The sequence below is a fragment of the Microbacterium sp. CH12i genome, from assembly GCF_000685355.1.
In the GTDB taxonomy this organism is placed as follows: Bacteria; Actinomycetota; Actinomycetes; order Actinomycetales; family Microbacteriaceae; genus Microbacterium.
In genome coordinates this window covers 230,175-248,186 of sequence record NZ_JHET01000002.1, presented here as the reverse complement: position 1 = coordinate 248,186, position 18,012 = coordinate 230,175, and the positions used below count along the sequence as shown (strand labels likewise).

12 protein-coding genes, 1 tRNA gene and 3 pseudogenes are annotated in these 18,012 nt (G+C 64.8%); 12 read left to right on the top strand and 4 right to left on the bottom strand.

Annotated elements, in window-relative coordinates:
- Positions 1 to 42: 42 nt before the first annotated feature.
- Positions 43 to 1,575 (top strand): HNH endonuclease signature motif containing protein, encoded by a 1,533-nt coding sequence (locus DC31_RS03005; RefSeq protein WP_036276791.1) that lies wholly within the window; start codon positions 43 to 45, stop codon positions 1,573 to 1,575.
- A 106-nt stretch (positions 1,576 to 1,681) separates the two neighbouring features.
- Here the strand turns inward: DC31_RS03005 and DC31_RS03000 are convergent, their stop codons facing one another.
- Genes DC31_RS03000 through DC31_RS02990 form a run of 3 tightly spaced genes read right to left on the bottom strand, consistent with a single transcriptional unit; the run spans position 1,682 to position 3,160 of the window.
- The gene (locus DC31_RS03000) at positions 1,682 to 1,924 is read right to left on the bottom strand and encodes a helix-turn-helix domain-containing protein (protein WP_036276788.1); all 243 of its coding nucleotides are present in this window, start codon (positions 1,922 to 1,924) and stop codon (positions 1,682 to 1,684) included.
- Entirely contained in the window at positions 1,921 to 2,529 is a 609-nt protein-coding gene (locus DC31_RS02995; RefSeq protein ID WP_152545320.1) for a hypothetical protein, read from the bottom strand. The genes DC31_RS03000 and DC31_RS02995 overlap by 4 nt, the downstream gene beginning before the upstream one ends.
- Positions 2,522 to 3,160 carry a hypothetical protein gene (locus DC31_RS02990; RefSeq protein WP_036276782.1) on the bottom strand — a complete coding sequence of 213 codons (639 nt, stop codon included), beginning with the start codon at positions 3,158 to 3,160 and terminating at the stop codon, positions 2,522 to 2,524. The genes DC31_RS02995 and DC31_RS02990 overlap by 8 nt, the downstream gene beginning before the upstream one ends.
- A gap of 210 nt (positions 3,161 to 3,370) precedes the next feature.
- On the opposite strand from DC31_RS02990, the gene DC31_RS02985 reads away from it, so the two are divergent.
- The 4 genes and pseudogenes from DC31_RS02985 to DC31_RS02970 all read left to right on the top strand — a co-directional run bounded on the left by DC31_RS02985 (position 3,371) and on the right by DC31_RS02970 (position 7,782).
- On the top strand, positions 3,371 to 5,902 hold the full coding sequence (locus DC31_RS02985) for an ATP-dependent Clp protease ATP-binding subunit (protein ID WP_036276779.1): 2,532 nt from the start codon (positions 3,371 to 3,373) through the stop codon (positions 5,900 to 5,902).
- A 97-nt stretch (positions 5,903 to 5,999) separates the two neighbouring features.
- A pseudogene (locus DC31_RS02980) lies at positions 6,000 to 6,499 on the top strand (amino-acid N-acetyltransferase).
- The gene (locus DC31_RS02975) at positions 6,499 to 7,161 is read left to right on the top strand and encodes a hypothetical protein (RefSeq protein ID WP_051606347.1); all 663 of its coding nucleotides are present in this window, start codon (positions 6,499 to 6,501) and stop codon (positions 7,159 to 7,161) included. Before DC31_RS02980 ends, DC31_RS02975 begins: the two are co-directional and overlap by 1 nt.
- 204 nt (positions 7,162 to 7,365) lie before the next feature.
- On the top strand, positions 7,366 to 7,782 hold the full coding sequence (locus tag DC31_RS02970) for a hypothetical protein (protein WP_036276776.1): 417 nt from the start codon (positions 7,366 to 7,368) through the stop codon (positions 7,780 to 7,782).
- Between the two features lie 66 nt (positions 7,783 to 7,848).
- On the opposite strand, the gene radA is transcribed toward DC31_RS02970, so the two are convergent.
- Positions 7,849 to 9,216: a DNA repair protein RadA gene (gene radA / locus DC31_RS02965; protein ID WP_036276774.1), complete on the bottom strand. Its 1,368-nt coding sequence runs from the start codon at positions 9,214 to 9,216 to the stop codon at positions 7,849 to 7,851.
- A gap of 165 nt (positions 9,217 to 9,381) precedes the next feature.
- Here radA and DC31_RS02960 point away from each other — a divergent pair.
- From DC31_RS02960 to DC31_RS02930, 7 genes and pseudogenes are all read left to right on the top strand, one after another.
- A pseudogene (locus tag DC31_RS02960) lies at positions 9,382 to 10,796 on the top strand (cytochrome ubiquinol oxidase subunit I).
- 11 nt (positions 10,797 to 10,807) lie between these two features.
- On the top strand, positions 10,808 to 11,818 hold the full coding sequence (cydB, locus tag DC31_RS02955) for a cytochrome d ubiquinol oxidase subunit II (protein ID WP_036276772.1): 1,011 nt from the start codon (positions 10,808 to 10,810) through the stop codon (positions 11,816 to 11,818).
- Positions 11,815 to 13,491, top strand: a complete 1,677-nt coding sequence (cydD, locus tag DC31_RS02950; protein ID WP_036276769.1) for a thiol reductant ABC exporter subunit CydD — start codon at positions 11,815 to 11,817, stop codon at positions 13,489 to 13,491. The genes cydB and cydD overlap by 4 nt, the downstream gene beginning before the upstream one ends.
- Entirely contained in the window at positions 13,488 to 15,158 is a 1,671-nt protein-coding gene (gene cydC / locus DC31_RS02945; RefSeq protein WP_036276768.1) for a thiol reductant ABC exporter subunit CydC, read from the top strand. The genes cydD and cydC overlap by 4 nt, the downstream gene beginning before the upstream one ends.
- Positions 15,159 to 15,191: 33 nt before the next feature.
- Positions 15,192 to 15,281 (top strand) — tRNA-Ser (locus tag DC31_RS02940).
- A 601-nt stretch (positions 15,282 to 15,882) separates the two neighbouring features.
- Positions 15,883 to 16,884 (top strand): IS481 family transposase, encoded by a 1,002-nt coding sequence (locus DC31_RS02935; protein WP_081813647.1) that lies wholly within the window; start codon positions 15,883 to 15,885, stop codon positions 16,882 to 16,884.
- Positions 16,788 to 17,989, top strand: a pseudogene (locus tag DC31_RS02930) (thiolase family protein). Before DC31_RS02935 ends, DC31_RS02930 begins: the two are co-directional and overlap by 97 nt.
- Positions 17,990 to 18,012 lie beyond the last annotated feature (23 nt).

The following is an 18,012-nucleotide window of genomic DNA, read 5'->3' as shown; positions in this document are numbered from 1 at the left end:
GATGTCTGCCTGGAATGTCTGTGGCCTCTGTCAGTATGAAGTATGGCAACTTTCACCGACGTCGCGGCGCTGATCCCCACGCTGTGTGGGCATCAGATCGATGACGCTGAGGTGGCGCAGGCCTCGATGATGCTGATGGCGGATGCTGATGTTGTGAAGGTTCTTGCCGAGACTGCTGCCTTGACGAAGCAGGTCGAGCAGATTCAGTTGCTTGCCGCGGGAGTGGTCGCCGTGCGCTCTCGCCGCGATCGTGGACACTCCGGCCTCTCGCAGTCGCGCGGGCATCGGTCCGCCGCCTCTTTCGTACAGAACGCCACCGGCTCAACGAAAGCCGAAGCGAACCGAAAAGTGCGCGTGGGCGAGGCGCTGCTCGACGACGAGTCCGCGCGCCCGAAAGTTGAGTCTCCGCAGGATGGCAACGCCGGCGATACCTCGTTTGGGCCGTGGTACCAGCCGCTGCGCGATGCATTGCGGCATGGGGGCCTGAGCGCGGCGCAGTTCGATGCGATCCGTCGCGGGCTGGGTGATCCGCCCGAAATCGAAGCGGACGAAGTGGCGGCTGATGGTGCGGATGCCGTGATGGATGCTGATGAGCGGGCGGCTGCGCGGGAAGAGGCTCACGCAGCTTGGGCGCAGGCCGCCCTGCACCTTGTGAGCGAAGCAGCAGAGCGCACGGTCGAAGAGCTTTGGCAGGCAGGGCGGACTATCCGGGATCTGCTCGACCCCGAGGGTGCGGAAGCGCGCTTCCTCGATCGGTTCGAGAAGCGCTCCTTCCGCACCTACCGTGGCGCTGACGGGCAGAAGCGTGCGAGCTGGATCTTTGACGACGAAGGCGACCTCTTCATTGAGACGTTGCAGGCGGCCGCGCTGCGGCCGCGCCGAGGCGGTCCGCGATTTGTGGATGCTGATGAGAAAGAGCAGGCCGCGTCACTGGCCGATGACCCTCGCACCAATGATCAGCTCGCGTACGACCTGATGATGGATGTGCTGCGCGCGGGCATGCTTGCTGACACCGAAGCAGTGTTCGGTACTCGCCAGGCCGGAGTGCGCCTCGTGCAGGTAGTGGATGCCGAGGGCAACCGCGCTCCGGTCGCGCACAGCGAAGACCATCTCGTCTCGCTGCCCGGGTCGGTCGCCGATCAACGCATCTGCGAAAGCGGATTCGTGCCGGTGACCGTCGATTCTCACGGAAATCCACTCAATGTCGGGCGAGAACAGCGATTGTTCACCCCGAAACAGCGCATCGCACTCGCAATTCGGGATGGCGGATGCCGATGGCGAGGATGCGACCGACCCGCGTCGTACTGCGAAGCGCATCACATCGACGAGTGGGACAGAGATCAGGGCCGCACCGACATCGATCGCGGAATTCTCCTCTGCCGATATCACCACATGACCCTTCACCACGGCGAATGGAACATCACGCGTCGCGGTAAAGACGACTTCAAGCTGCATCACGGGTTGGGGGAGAGCTCTGGCCCGGCGGAGACATTCGAAATGCGCCCGCGAACCGTGCTCACCTATGCGTGGGGCGGGATCGACCTGCCTGCGAAACGATTTAGGCCAGCCACGTGAGGTGGGATCCCTATCGCGATGGCGCGATGGGCGAGAGATATCGGGATACGCGAGAGGTATTGCAGGGTATCTCGATAGGCGAGAGGTACCGCGATACTGCGATACCTCAGCTGGCTCGTCCGGGAGCGAGCACCAGAAGCTCGCCCACCTCACACTCCAGCACGTCACAGATCGCACGCAGAGTCGAATATCGAATCGCCCGTGCACGGTCGTTCTTCAATACGGAGAGGTTCACGATGCTGACCCCGACCCGCGCACTCAGCTCGGTGAGCGTCATCGCGCGCGCGGCAAGCAACTCATCGAGCCGACAGTGGATTCCGGTCTCCTCCTCTTCGGCCGCGGGAGTCATACCAGCCCCTCCGCATCGCGCTGCAGCGCAGCGCCGCGCCGGAACACAATCACCAATACGCCCACAGCAATCGACGCGACAAACAGCGGCACAGCGTCCAAAAGTAGCTGAGGATGGCTCTCGAACTCCCCGCCAGCAGCAGCAAACACCCCATTGAGTCCCATGTTCGTGAACCAGACATTGCCCAGAGGCCCGATGAGCAGTACGAGTGAGATCGCAAACGTCAGGCGCGTGTTGGTCGCATCGAAGACATGCCCGCGGAGCAACCGGCGACAGAGGACAGCGCCGAGCACAGCCGCGACGATCAGCCCCACTGTGCTCAGCACGATCCCGAGAACGAGAAAGATGACGCCGATGGCACTCACATCCGACACCATTAACGTGGCTGCGTGAGCCGTGGCCGAGGCCCCGGCGCCGATATTCGCGGTGAACGGCTGCGCAGTGAGCGGCGTCTCGACCGTGATTGCACCCGGAGTCGAAAACAGCATCGCGATCTGACGGATGCCGTTATAGATGAGAAATCCGACCGCGAAAGCCGCAACAACGACGGCGGTGCCGAGGTCGTTCCGGTCGCTCCGCGCGAGAGCCTGAGCATCCTTAGCCATGATCACACCAGCCTTCCGTGTCGCGCTGCATCCGTTGACCGATCTCGAAAGCGCCGGCGACAACAGCAAGCGCCAGACCCCACCCGAGCGGCGTGAAATCGAGCACCGCGAGGAACACAGGCAAACCGGCATCCGACAGCCCGAGCGTTTCGGCGATCTCGGCATTCGCGATGGTGTTGAAGAGCAAGCCACCGAGCCCGCCCGCGACCACCAGGATCGACGCGATGCCAATACCCCACGTCGCAGAACGCACGAACGGGCGGCCGATGAAGACGCGCAGGCACAGCCAGGCGACGACGGCGCAGACGCCTATCGCAACCAGCGCGCTGAGGATAGCGGCGGTGATCAGCAACCCGCGCACCGATCCACCTAGCCCCGAGGCCGTGAGAGTCAGGCTCTCGAAGTAGGCGCTGGACACCTGAGGAGACGCCGCCGCGACCCGATCGGCCGAGAAGTCCATCAGCGGAATGCCATAAACCGTAACCTCCTCGGAAGTGGCGATTGTGCTGACGCGGACGACAAGCGCAACGAGGTCGACGATCGCGATCGCCGCAGCAGCCCCGGCGATAAAGCCAAGGATCGCCTTCTCGGCGAGTTTCACCCCGCGTTTCGTATGAGTGTGCTCCGTCATGCCATCCTCCGGTTATCGATATTCGTTGTTATCGCTTGTCGTTAACATAACGAATCTCGATAAGCGGGTCAACCAGGACCTCAGCATCCGGCCGTCAAGCGGGGCCGCAAGCTATGCCGACGGCGAACACGGGCATACCCCGCCCGTGCGGTAGTTATTCTCGATGTACAGGCGCCGTAGCGTCTTCGCCCCGTGCGATAAGGAGTCAGCATGTTTGAGAGATTTACCGACCGAGCTCGTCGGGTCGTCGTCCTCGCCCAAGAAGAGGCGAAGATGCTCAACCACAACTACATCGGCACAGAGCACATTCTGCTCGGCCTCATCCACGAGGGTGAGGGAGTCGCAGCCAAGGCGCTAGAGTCTCTCGGCATCTCCCTCGATGCCGTGCGCGAGCAGGTACAAGACATCATCGGCCAGGGGCAGCAGCAGCCGACCGGCCACATCCCCTTCACGCCCCGCGCGAAGAAGGTGCTTGAGTTGAGCCTCCGCGAGGCGCTGCAGCTCGGCCACAACTACATCGGCACCGAGCACATTCTGCTCGGCCTCATCCGCGAGGGTGAGGGTGTCGCAGCACAGGTGCTCGTGAAGCTCGGCGCCGACCTGAACAAGGTCCGCCAGCAGGTCATCCAGCTGCTCTCCGGTGCACCCGGTCGCGAGACGGCATCCGTCGGCGCCCAGACGCACGACAACGCGCAGGCCGCGCAGGGCGGCTCCGCCGTGCTCGACCAGTTCGGTCGCAACCTCACGCAGGCCGCGCGCGACAACAAGCTCGACCCGGTCATCGGGCGCGAGAAAGAGATCGAGCGGGTCATGCAGATCCTGTCCCGCCGCTCCAAAAACAACCCGGTCCTGATCGGTGAGCCCGGCGTCGGCAAGACCGCCGTCGTCGAGGGCCTCGCCCAGGCGATCGTCAAGGGCGATGTTCCTGAGACTCTGAAGGACAAGCAGGTCTACTCGCTTGACCTCGGATCGCTCATCGCTGGTTCCCGCTACCGCGGTGACTTCGAAGAGCGACTGAAGAAGGTCACCAAAGAGATCCGCACCCGCGGCGACATCATCGTCTTCATCGACGAGATCCACACCCTTGTGGGTGCGGGTGCTGCCGAGGGCGCGATCGATGCGGCCAGCATCCTCAAGCCGCTGCTTGCTCGCGGCGAGCTGCAGACGATCGGTGCGACCACGCTTGACGAGTACCGCAAGCACTTCGAGAAGGATGCTGCGCTTGAGCGCCGCTTCCAGTCGATCCAGGTTGCCGAGCCGAGCCTCGCGCACACGATCAACATCCTCAAGGGGCTGCGCGATCGCTACGAGGCGCACCACAAGGTGCAGATCACGGACGGCGCGATTGTCGCGGCATCCAACCTCGCTGACCGTTATGTCGCAGACCGTTTCCTGCCGGACAAGGCCATCGACCTGATCGATGAGGCCGGCGCACGCCTGCGCCTGTCGATCCTGTCGAGCCCGCCCGAGCTGCGTGAGTTCGACGACAAGATCGCCGCAGTGCGCGCGCAGAAGGAAGAAGCTTCCGAAGAGCAAGACTTCGAGAAGGCTGCATCCCTGCGCGACGAAGAGAAGAGCCTGCTCGCTGAGCGACTCCGTCTCGAGAAGCAGTGGCGTTCGGGCGACGTCGCGACCGCAGCGGTCGTCGACGAGGGTCTGATCGCCGAGGTGCTCGCTCAGGCCACCGGCATCCCCGTGTTCAAGCTCACCGAAGAAGAGTCGAGCCGACTCGTCTTCATGGAGAAGGCACTTCACCAGCGCGTCGTCGGTCAGGAAGAGGCCATCGCGGCTCTCTCCCGCACGATCCGTCGCCAGCGCGCCGGCCTCAAGGACCCGAAGCGTCCTTCGGGCTCGTTCATTTTCGCCGGCCCTACGGGTGTCGGAAAGACCGAGCTCGCCAAGGCTCTCGCCGAGTTCCTGTTCGACGACGAGAACGCCCTCATTTCGCTCGACATGAGCGAGTTCGGCGAGAAGCACACGGTTTCGAGGCTCTTCGGTGCTCCTCCCGGATTCGTTGGATTCGAAGAGGGCGGTCAGCTCACCGAAAAGGTGCGCCGCAAGCCGTTCTCCGTTGTTCTCTTCGACGAGATCGAGAAGGCGCACCCCGACATCTTCAACTCGCTGTTGCAGATCCTCGAAGAGGGTCGTCTCACCGACGGTCAGGGTCGGGTCGTTGATTTCAAGAATACGGTCATCATCATGACCACGAACCTTGGATCGTCTGCGATCGCTGGGGGGCCGGTCGGCTTCCAGATCGAGGGCAACGCGCAGACCAGCTACGAGCGGATGAAGGGCAAGGTCGACGAAGAGCTCAAGCGGCACTTCAAGCCCGAGTTCCTCAACCGTGTCGATGACGTCATCGTCTTCCCGCAGCTGTCGAAGGTCGAGCTGGTGCAGATCGTTGATCTGTTCGTCAAGCGTCTGAGTGACCGTCTGCTCGACCGTGACATGACAATTGAGCTGTCGCAGGCGGCGAAGGAACGCCTCATCGAGATCGGCTTCGACCCCGCGCTCGGCGCTCGGCCGTTGCGTCGTGCGATGCAGCGCGAGATCGAAGACCAGCTGTCGGAGAAGATCCTGCACGGCGAACTCAACCCCGGTGACCACGTGAAGGTGGATGCTGAGGGCACCAAGTTCCTGTTCGAGACTGCTCCTCGCGGTGAGAAGGTCGCGGTCGGCGTCGACACCACCGGCGGCGCGATCACTGCGACCCCCGACCTGGCGGCGTCGTCGGGCGAGTAACTCTGAATGCGAAACGGCGGATGCTTCGGCATCCGCCGTTTCGTCGTTCTCGGGTGCGTGACAGGGAAACGGTGACGCGGAGTTCTAGGCTGGACCTGTGAGTGAGTACATCGTCCGCCCGGCGCGCAGCGCCGACATCATCGGCATTCACAAACTGTTGGAGCCGCTGGTTGAGCGACGAATCCTCCTCGGCAAAGACCTCGCCGTGCTTTACGGCGCGGTGCAGGAGTTCACCGTCGCCGAATCCGACGGCGTGCTGATCGGCTGTGGCGCCCTGCACGTGATGTGGGAAGACCTCGGCGAGGTGCGCACCCTGATCGTGCGCGATGACTGGCTGCGCCGTGGCGTCGGTCAGGCGATCGTCGAAGCGCTTGAGGTTCGCGCCGGCGAGCTGGGCCTGCAAAGACTGTTCTGCCTCACGTTCGAGATGGACTTCTTCACCCGCCGCGGGTTCTCGACGATCGGTGAGCAGGTCGTCGACCCGGACGTCTACTCGCAACTGCTGCGTAGCCCCGATGAGGCGTCGCCGAGTTCCTCGACCTCGCGCACGTGAAGCCGAACACGCTCGGCAACACTCGCATGCTGAAGAACCTCTGATGGCCCGCCGTCGTCGTACCGCCGCCGTCTACCGGCGACGCAGGCTCGTCGTGTTCGGCGCCGTGATTGTGCTGATCGCCGCTCTCATTGTCGGCGTCTGGCTCGTCGTCGCACAGCCCTGGGCGGATGCCGCGACAAAGCTCACTGCGACACCCTCGCCGTCAGCGTCGGCAGAGACCCCGACTCCTGAAGTCACCAACACCGAGACGCCGTCGTCGTCGCCAGAGCCGAGCACCACCGAGACGGCGGCTGTTATTCCGTGCCGGGCCGTCGATGTTCTGGTGGAGGCCGTCACCGATGCCGACACCTATCCGGCCGGCTCACTGCCCCAGCTTTCGATCGCGCTGACGAACACGGGCTCTGCGGACTGCACAATTGACGTCGGCTCGGCCACTCAGGTGTTCACCGTTTCCAGCGGCGACGATGTCTGGTGGCGTTCCACCGACTGCCAACAAGATCCGAGCAGCATGGTCGTCACACTTGCCGCGGGACAGACGGTGTCAAGCGCCGCGCCCGTCGTATGGGACCGCACGCGCTCCGATGTGAACACCTGTGCTGACGAGAACCGACCGCGCGCTGCGGGTGGCGGCGCTTCATACCATGTCGCCGTCGCAATCGGCGGGTTCGAGGCACGAGCGACCCAGCAGATTCTGCTGGAGTAGTGGCGAATGGGGCAGACACCTTCGCTCCTTTGGGATACCATTGAAGGAGCTCTCGGAGTATTCGGTGTAAGCCATCCCCAGTGGCGTCGTATTCAGCGTCCCCAGCGCTTCGACATTTCACCGTTCGAGAGTTCGAGGGCCCTTTCGAGTAATCCAGTCCCCACTGGGTGATTCGAGAGGGCCCCATCTGTTTAAGCTGTCTACATGGCAGCGAAGAAGTCGAAGTCGGCCGGCAAGAAGCCCGCACCGGAAGAGTTCCGCTCCGAAGCGCTCGCCCAGGCGCTCGAGAAGCAGGACATCGCCGCTGTTGCGTTGGCACTGCGGTACGGGACGACGGTGGTGCCGCTGCTCAAGGCCGGTGCACGCGACAACCCGCTCGACGGTGGTGAAGTCTGGACTTACCGCGACCCCACAAGCGGAGACGTCGCACTCCTGCTGTTCAGCGACGCGAAGAACAAGCCGGAGAACCTGCCGCCCGGGGTCGGGATCTATTCCGCCGCATGGCTTCAGGCATTCCTCACTACGCACCGCGAGACCATCACCACGGTGTTCCTCGACATCGCCGGCCCGCACCCGATGCAGGCGTCGCCGGACGAACTGCTCAAGGCGCTGGGCGCCTGACACTTCGACAGCTCAGGGATCGACTGCTCGTACGACGTACCTTCGCCTCGTGCGACGTACCTTCGCTCAGAACGGCGGGATGTCGTTTTCGGGCCGCCGAGCCGTGCTACGCGCCTTCACGTCGTGGAGCGCCGCCTGCAGTGTCTTCGATCGCTCATCGACGACCTGCTCGTAGCCGAGCCGCGCTGCCTCTGAGCGCCGCTGCTTCGCCTGTGTCACTGCGCGCACTTCGCCGGCCAGGCTGAGCTCGCCGACGGCCGCGACGGTGCGCGGAACCGAGAACTGCTTGATGGACCCCGCCACCGCGATGGCAATCGCCAGGTCGGCTGCGGGCTCGGTGAAGCGCACCCCGCCGACGGTGGAGACATAGACGTCGAGCTTGCCGGTTGGTATCCCTGCCCTGCGTTCAAGGATCGCGAGCACCATCGCGACGCGCGAGGAGTCGAGGCCGTGCACGACCCTGCGCGGGTTGGGTGCGGTGGTGTCAACGGTGAGTGCCTGCACCTCGACGGGAAGCGCTCGGCGCCCCTCCATCGCGATCGCCACGCACGTACCCGGTTCCGTCGATCCCTGACCGAGGAACAGGCCGGACGGGTCTGGCACCTCGGCGATGCCGTCGCCGGTCATCTCAAAGCAGCCGACTTCATCGGTCGGGCCGAATCGGTTCTTGAGCGCACGAATGAACCGCAGCGCCGTCTGCCGGTCACCCTCGAAGTGGCACACAACATCAACGAGATGCTCGAGGATGCGAGGGCCAGCGACTTGACCGTCTTTGGTGACGTGCCCGACGAGAATGATCGGCAGGCTGCGCTCTTTCGCAATGCGAATGAGGGTGGCAGCAACCTCACGCACCTGACTGGGTTGCCCGGCCGCGCCATCCGACAGCGAGGATGCCACCGTCTGCACCGAGTCGACGATGACCAGTTGCGGCTTCACCTCGTCGATGTGACCGAGGATCGTGGCGAGGTCAGTCTCGCTCGCGAGATAGAGCTCATCATGCAGAGCGCCCGTGCGCTCGGCGCGCAGTCGCACCTGCGCCTGCGACTCTTCAGCACTGGCGTACAACACGCGCCGTCCGCCGCGAGCCGCTTGGGCGGCAACCTCGAGCAGCAGGGTTGACTTGCCGACACCCGGCTCACCACTGAGCAGGATCGCCGCCCCTGGCACGATGCCGCCGCCGAGCACGCGGTCAAACTCTGCGACGCCACTAGAGCGACGGGGAGTCTCGGCCGTGGTGATCTGCGTGATCGGCCGCGCTGCGCGGCCGACCCCCGGAGCAAGAGGCGCCATCTGCCGCAGAATGCCGGTCTTTGCCGCCTGTTCTTGCACCGTGCCCCACTGCTGGCACTCGCCGCAGCGACCGACCCACTTCGACGTCGTCCACCCGCACTCAGTGCAGACGAACGCAGCGGGAGCGGGACGACGAGTGACCATGTTGCCAGGCTATCGGCCGCATCCGACATCCCTATCGTCCAGGGCTTCATTGGCGAGCCGCGTCACGGGATACTAGGTTCAGGCCAACGTCGTTCTCGTCAACGGGCCGATCACGGCCCACCTCACGGGTGCAGTTCACGCACCTCGGAGAGAAGGAGTCCTGTGATGGAGTGGCTTGATCCACTGATTCTGTCTCGATGGCAGTTCGGTCTCACCACCATTTACCACTACCTTTTCGTGCCGCTCACGATCGGGATGGCGCTGGCGGCCGCGATCCTGCAGACGGCCTGGGTGCGCACCGGAAAGATCGAGTATCTGCACCTCACCCGGTTCTCGGGAAGATCTTCCTCATCAACTTCGCGATGGGCGTTGTCACCGGCATCGTGCAGGAGTTCCAGTTCGGGATGAACTGGTCAGATTACTCACGCTTCGTCGGCGACGTGTTCGGCGCGCCACTGGCCTTCGAAGGACTACTGGCCTTCTTCTTCGAGGCGACGTTCATCGGCCTGTGGATCTTCGGTTGGGACAAACTGCCCCAGAAGCTGCACCTGGCAACGATCTGGTGCGTCTCGATCGGCAGCATCCTGTCGGCGTATTTCATCATCGCCGCGAACGCCTTCATGCAGAACCCGGTCGGCTACGAGTACAACCCCGTCACCAACCGTGCCGAGCTCGTCGACATCTGGGCGCTGCTGAGCAACCCGGTTGCGCTCGCTGCCTTCCCTCATACGATCTTCGGCGCATTGATGTTCGCTGCCGGAGTCATCATCTCGGTCTCGGCCTGGCACCTCTACCGCGGGCAGCACGCCGACACGATGCGCATCTCGCTGAAGTTCGGGCTGTGGGGCATGCTCGTCTCCACCGCCGGAGTCGCCCTTACCGGCGACCAGCTCGGCCTCGCAATGTACGCGGCCCAGCCCATGAAAATGGCTGCGGCCGAGGCAACTTTCAACACGGTCTGCGGAGCGGATGCCTCGTTCAGCCTGTTCACGCTCGGAACCCCGGACGGCACATCCGAACTCTTCTCGATCAGAGTGCCGTACCTGCTGTCACTGCTGTCGACGCACACTCTTGACGCGTGCGTGCACGGCATCAACGACCTGAACGCCGAATACGCCGTGCAGTTCGCCGACACCGGCATCACCGACTTCACGCCCGTGCTGTGGATCACATACTGGGCATTCCGCTGGATGATCGGTCTCGGCATCCTGCACGCGCTCATCGCCCTCGTCGGGCTGTGGGTCACGCGTCGCGGAGCGAAGAAGCCGCCAGCGAAGTGGATGTGGAAGATCGCGATCTGGTCGTTCCCCCTCTCGCTCGGCGCGAACATCGTCGGCTGGGTCTTCACCGAGATGGGCCGACAACCCTGGCTCGTGTTCAGCCTGATGTCGACACAGGATGGCGTCTCGCCTGGCGTCAGCGGACTCGAAGTGCTGATATCGCTCATCGCTTTTACTGCGATCTACGCGGCGCTCGCTGTCGTCGAGATCCGCCTCATCATCAGGGCCGCTCAAAAGGGCCCAGACACGAACGAGCAACCCCACGATGAGACGGCCCAACTGCCGTCGGTTGTGTACTGAGAGGTGTGACCATGGATCTTGCAACGCTCTGGTTCGGACTCATCGCCTTCTTCTTCGTCGGCTACTTCGTGCTCGACGGCTTCGACTTCGGTGTCGGAATGTCGCTGCCGTTCCTCGGCAAAGATGACGTCTCACGCCGCCAGGTCATCAACACCATCGGTCCGATCTGGGACCTCAACGAGACCTGGCTCATCGTCGCGGGCGCCTGCCTGTTCGCGTCGTTCCCGGAGTGGTACGCCTCGCTGTTCAGCGGCTTCTACCTGCCGCTGCTGATCATCCTGCTCGCGCTCATCCTGCGCGGCGTCTCGTTCGAATACCGCCACCAGCGCGACGATCCGAAGTGGAAGGCGCGCTTCGATCGGATGATCGTGATCGGCTCAGCTGTTCCGGCATTCCTCTGGGGCGTCGCGTTCGCGAACATCATCCAGGGTGTCGCGCTGGACGAGCGGCACGTCTACGTCGGCACCATGTTCGACCTGCTGAACCCCTACGCGCTGCTGGGCGGTGCCGTCACGCTGCTGCTCTTCTTCACCAACGGGGTCACCTTCGTCGCCCTGAAGACCGACGGTGAGCTGCGGTCGAATGCTCGTCGGCTCGCATTCCGCGCCGGACTCGCGACCCTCGTCGTCGCCGCTGCATTCTTGATCTGGACGGTCGCAGCGCACTTCTCGATCGCCGTACTCGTACTGGCCGCGCTCGCCGCAGTGGCGCTCGTGCTCTCGCTCATCTCGAACCTGCGCGGGAACGAGGGCTGGGCTTTCGCATTCGGCTCGGCGACCACGCTGTTCGCCGTCGTCACGCTGTTCGCGGCACTGTTCCCGAACGTGTTGCCGTCGACGATCGATGCCGCCTACAGCCTCACGATCGACAACGCCTCGAGCACCGAGTACACGCTGCAGATCATGAGCTGGACGGCACTGGTCTCGATGCCGCTGATCCTGCTCTACCAAGGCTGGACGTACTGGGTGTTCCGCAAGCGCGTCACCCGGAAGTCCGTAGAAGCGGCACCGGCGCACGCGTGAAACCCGTCGACCCGAGACTGCTGCGCTACGCCAGCGCCGCGCGAGGATTCTTCGCTCTCGCGGCGGTGATCGGGGTGCTCCAGACCGCGGTCGTCATCGCGTTCGCCTGGTTTCTGACGGATGCCGTCACCGGGGCGCTCGCTGGCCGCTCTGTTGCGGCATCTTTGGTGTGGCTGCTGGGGCTGGCACTGACGCGCGGGGCGCTGATCGCGGCATCCGATGCTGCCGGCACTTCCGCGGCGGCGCGCACCGGTATGCAGTTGCGGTCAGCGTTGGTGCGCGCGGTCGGCACGCTCGGGCCAGGATGGCTGGCGGGGCGCAACCAGGCATCCCTCGCCGTGACTGCGGGACACGGATTAGAGGCACTCGACACGTACTTCGCCCGTTACCTGCCGCAGCTCGTGCTGACGGTGATCGCGACGCCGGTGATTGTCGCGGTGATGTGGTGGCAGGACTGGCCGAGCGGGTTGACCGCGGCGATCACGCTGCCGCTGATTCCGCTGTTTCTGATCCTGATCGGCATTGCGACGCGCACGGTTCAGCGCACGCAGTGGGAGACGCTGCAACGGTTGGCCGCGCGCTTCGCCGACACCGTGCAGGGGCTGTCGACGCTGCGGCTGTTCGGCCGCGATCGACGGGCGGCCGCGCAGATCGAAGTCACAGCCGAGCAGTACCGGCGCGAGACGATGAAGGTGCTGCGGTTCTCGTTCTTGTCCGGCTTCGCGATGGAGTTGCTCGCGTCTTTGGCGGTTGCGCTGATCGCGGTGACGGTCGGGTTCCGGCTGCTGGCGGGGGATATGCCGCTGGAGGTGGGGCTGTTCGTGCTGCTGCTCGCGCCCGAGGCCTTCTTACCGATCCGTCAGGTCGGGGTGCAGTTTCATGCGGCATCTGAGGGCGTGGCGGCGACCGAAGACATCTTTGAGGTGCTGGAGGCGGCGGGTGCGGCGGTGGCTCCGCCAGTTCTCGATAAGAACTCCTCCAGAACTCGGCCGAAACCGCTCGAAGCGCCCGATTCTGCCCGAACTTCGCCGATTTTGGAGGAGTTGTGGACGGAGAAGTCCGGAGACCTCGCCGTCCGCAATCTCCGCGTCCGCAACCTCCCGCCGGTCTCGTTCGAAGCGACCCCCGGCACGATAACCCTGATCGAAGGGCCGAGTGGTGCGGGCAAGTCGAGCCTGCTGGCGGCGTTGCGAGGTGCAACTGTCTTCGAGGGCGATGCGGCGTTCGGTGGCGCCGATGTCCGCACGCTCTCGCCCGCGGAGTGGCTCGCCTGGGCTGGACAATCGCCGGGACTGATGCAAGGCACGATCGCCTCGAATGTCGCTCTCGGCGACCCTGACCCTGATCCATCCGGAATCCGCACAGCCCTCGACGCGGCCTGCGCCGAAGGCCTCGATCTGACGCAGGAACTCGGCGTGCAGGGGAGTGGGTTGTCCGGCGGGCAGGCGCAGCGCGTCGCTGTGGCGCGTGCGCTGTACCACCATGTGCACGATCCGGCACGCGTGCTCATGCTGGATGAGCCCTCGAGTGCGCTGGATGCCGACACCGAGGCACGGCTCTGGCAGTCGTTGCGCGGACGAGCGGATGCCGGCGCCACAATCCTGCTCGTCTCCCACCGCCGCACGGCTCGCGTCATCGCCGATCGAGTAGTCGAGTTGGGGGTGCGGGTATGACGAGCGTCGGCACCATTCTCCGTCTCGCGCAGCCGCCCGTTCGACGGTTTCTGCCCGGACTCCTCTGGGGCGTACTGTCGGCTGGCGCTGCGGTGTCACTCCTCGCAGTCAGCGGCTGGCTGATCGTCAGCGCCTCAATCGTCGACTCGCTCGTACCGCTGTCGGTCGCCGTCGTCGGCGTGCGGTTCTTCGCGGTGTCGAGGGCGGTGTTCCGCTACCTCGAGCGACTCTCCGGGCACGACGCCGCGCTGCGGCAACTCGCCAGCACACGGTCTGACATGGTGCGCCGCCTCATCCCGCTCTCGCCCGCGGGGCTCGGACGGACCGATCACGGTCAGGTTCTCTCGGCTCTGGTTGATGACGTCGAGAACCTGCAGAATCTGCCGCTGCGCGTGGTGCAGCCCTTGGCAGTGTCGGCGTTCGTGGCGATCGGCGCCGTCGGCTTCATCGCGTTTATCTCGCCGCCCGCCGCGCTCACCCTCGCCGCGTGCTTGGCGGCCACCGCACTGGTCGCGATCGGCCTCGGCTGGGTGTTCGGCTCTCGATCCGAGGAACAGATCTCGAGGCAGCGGGCAGAGCTCTCGGCATCCCTTGTCGACTATTTCGGCAGCCTCGACGTTCTGCTCGCCTACGGTGCCGAGCCACCGGCGCGCGAGCGGATCGAGCGCGCCGATGCGTCGCTCCGCCGCACCGTCTCGCGCGCCTCGCTCGCGCAGGCGCTCGCCGCCGGAGTCGTCTCGGCGCTCGCGGGGGTGGCATCGGTGTGGGCGCTGGCTGTGGCATCCCCGGGGCTGGCAACCGGCGCGATCGACGGGCCGTGGCTTGCCGTCGTCGTGCTCGTGCCGATGGTCGTGTTCGAGGTCTTCGGGGCTGTGCCGGTCGCAGCGTCATCGTGGCGCAGCGTGCGCGCCAGCGCCCAGCGCGTCGTCGACGTTCTGCCCGCCGAGATGCCGGACGAGCTGCGATCGGATGCCGGATCCGCCGACATTCCGGCATCCGCTGCCCTCCGCCTCAGGAACCTGCGCGCTACGTGGCCCGGCGGCGCACCGGCGCTGCGCGGCGTGGACCTTGACCTCGCGCAGGGTGAGCGCGTGCTCGTGTCGGGACCCAGCGGAGCGGGCAAGAGCTCGCTCGCGTCAGTGCTAGTCGGGTTCTTGCGCGCCGAGGGCGAGTTCACGATCGGCGGGACGGATGCCGCGACGCTTGCCGGCCCGACCCTGCGCAGCATCATCGGGCTCTGCGAGCAGAGCCCGCAGCTGTTTGACGAAGACATCCGGCAGAACCTGCTGTTCGCCCGCGACACCGCCACCGATGATGAGTTGTTCGCGGTGCTCGACCGGGTTGGACTCCGCGGCTGGGTGCGAGACCGTGGCGGCCTGGACGCTCGCGTCGGTGACCGGGGCGCGCTGGTTTCGGGTGGTCAGGCACAGCGCATCGCGCTAGCCAGGGGATTGCTGCGCGGGTTCCCCGTGCTCGTGCTTGATGAGCCGACTGCGGGCGTCGACCCGGAGGCATCGGATGCGCTGCTGCGGGATCTGTTGGCGGCAGCGGGGAAGCAATCGGTGCTGCTCATCTCACACGTTGAGCCGCCCGCAGGAACCGTTGACCGCGTCGTGCGCATCGTGGAGGGCCGCACCCTCTGGTCACCGCATCGCCTGGCGGATTAGCGCGCCCGGCCAGCGTCGCGTAAGCTATTTCGCGGTGACGTGTCCGAGCGGCCGAAGGTGCAACACTCGAAATGTTGTGTAGGTTCACCCCTACCGTGGGTTCAAATCCCACCGTCACCGCCATTTTGAGCCCCGTTTCAGTTGATTTTGATCGACTGGGACGGGGCTCGTTCCGACTGGTTCGGGTTCAGCTGTGGGCACGGTGTGGTCAGGGGTTTTCTTGCTGACAAGCTTAAGTGTTCGTAACTCAATCCAGGCGAGCTGAAACGGTACGAGAACGGTCGAGACAGGTGTCGATCTGGGCGTGCCCACGGTTTGCCCACACTTCTTTGTTTGGTGCGGATGCCCACCGTCGGTTGACGGCTGACCGTCCTGCGTGCGAGCAGCCTTCTCTGGACGATTCTGCAGCCAGGAGAGCTCCTCAACTCCGCGGGATGCTTGTCACGCGGAGATTGTTGGTTCGACGACGTGCGAGCGGACAGTTAGCCCCTTGTGCCGCTCGACGCTAACGTCGCAGTACGACTCGGCCGTTGACGCTCCACACCTGTCCAGTGACCCATTCTCCGTCTTTCGAGAGAAGGAAGGCGATGGCAGCCGCGATGTCGTCAGGAGCTCCGCGGAGCGCTAGGTGTAGTTCCTCGGGAGGTTGTGAACGCGTGACATAGGGAAGACCTCCGGCAAGGATGTGGGTTACCACACTCGCATCTCTAAACCGGAGGTCTCCATGACACACGCTAATGCTCCGTTGACTCCTGAGGGGCGCCGGCGCCTTGCCCTGTTGATAACTCAGGATGGATGGTCGCTTCGCCGCGCTGCGGAACGGTTTCAGTGCTCGCCGGCGACAGCGAAACGGTGGGTGGATCGGTGTCGGGCTGGGCTGCCGCTGACGGACCGCAGCTCGAGGCCGCGGAGGTCACCGAGCCAGCTGCCACGCAAGACCGAGCGGCGCATCGTCGCGTTGCGGCTCACGCGCCGGTGGGGCCCGCACCGGATCGCGTATCACCTGGGGTTGCATCGCTCGACGGTCGGGCGTGTGCTGGCCCGATATGGCATGCCGAAGCTGACTCACGTCGATCAGGCCACCGGGCTGCCGGTGCGTAAGTCGACACCGAAACGATATGAGGTCGCTTCACCGGGCCAGCTGGTGCACGTGGACATCAAGAAGCAGGGCCGCATCCCCGACGGCGGGGGATGGCGGGTCCACGGCCGCGGATCCGCCCAGGACCGCGCTGCCGGCGTCGTCCGCGGCAAAGCCACCCGTGCCGGCGGGGCAGAATCCCGCGGCTACCGATACCTGCACCATGCCGTGGACGACAACTCACGTGTCGCGTACTCGGAGATCCTCGACGACGAGCGCAAGGAGACCGCGGCCGGGTTCTGGACTCGTGCGAACGCGTTCTTCGCCAGCCTCGGCGTGACCGTGACCGCGGTGATGACCGACAACGGCGCCTGCTACCGATCCCACGCGTTCGCTGCCGCGCTCGGCGAAACCATCAAGCACAAGTGGACCAGACCGTATCGGCCGCAGACCAACGGGAAAGTCGAGCGATTCAACCGGACCCTCGCCGTCGAGTGGGCATATGCGAGACCCTACGCCAGCGAATCCGAGCGAGCCGCCGCCTACGAGACCTGGCTCCATCACTACAATCACCACAGACCCCACACCGGCATCGGCGGCAAGACCCCCTCAGAACGCGTTCACAACCTCACGGGGAAGTACAGCTAGCCGGCGTTCGCCCCGATGACCTCGCCGCCGTGGTCATGAAAGCTACCGCCGAGCGCACTGGCCTTGACCCCGCGCGCATCGAAGACGTCATCTTCGGAGACGCGAATCAGGCTGGCGAAGACAACCGCAACGTGGCGCGGATGGGCGCACTGCTGGCGGGCTTTCCGACGAGCGTGACCGGTGTGACGGTGAACCGGCTGTGTGCCTCGAGCGTTGAGGCAGTCATTCAAGGCTCGCGGGCTATTGAGTCCGGAGATGCGCAGGTCATCCTGGCCGGTGGTGTCGAGTCGATGAGTCGTGCGCCGTTCGTGGTCGAGAAGTCCGCCAAGCCGTATCCGGCGACCGGAAACCAGACGATGTGGAACACGGCGATCGGCTGGCGTATGACGAACCGCGCTCTGCCGACGCACTGGACGATGTCGAATGGTGAGGCGGCCGAGAAGGCGGCGCGTGTTGCGGGCATCAACCGTGAAGATCAGGATGCTTTCGCCGCTCGCTCCCACGAGTGGCAGCGAAGGCCTGGGCCGACGGCATCTACGCTGACGAGACCGTGCAGGTTCCTGGCGCGGAACTGGCCCGCGATGAGGGTATTCGCGACGGATCGACGGTAGTAAAGCTTGCGGGGCTACGGCCGCTGTTCGCCGAGGACGGCACGGTGACTGCCGGCAACTCCTCATCGATCAACGACGGCGCATCCGCAGTGCTGCTCGGCGCTGAGGGTGCGCTCGACATCGAACCCCTCGCGCGGATCACCGGTCGCGCGGCGCACGGTGTTGACCCGGATGATTTCCCGCTCGCGCCGATTGAGGCTGCGAACAAAGCACTCGCTCGCGCTGGCCGCACCTGGGCAGATGTCGATCTGGTAGAGCTGAACGAAGCGTTCGCGTCGCAGGCGCTCGCGTGCCTACGCGGATGGCCGGAGCTTGACCCCGAGAAGCTGAACATTCACGGCGGAGCGCTGGCGATCGGGCATCCGCTAGGCGCGTCCGGGGGTCGCATCATCGGCCATGCCGCGCACGAGCTGAAGCGTCGCGGTGGCGGGGTCGCCGTGGTCGCGATCTGCATCGGTGTAGGCCAGGGACTTGCCGTCGTCCTAGAAAGCTAGCGGCGAGGGTTTTGATGTGACAG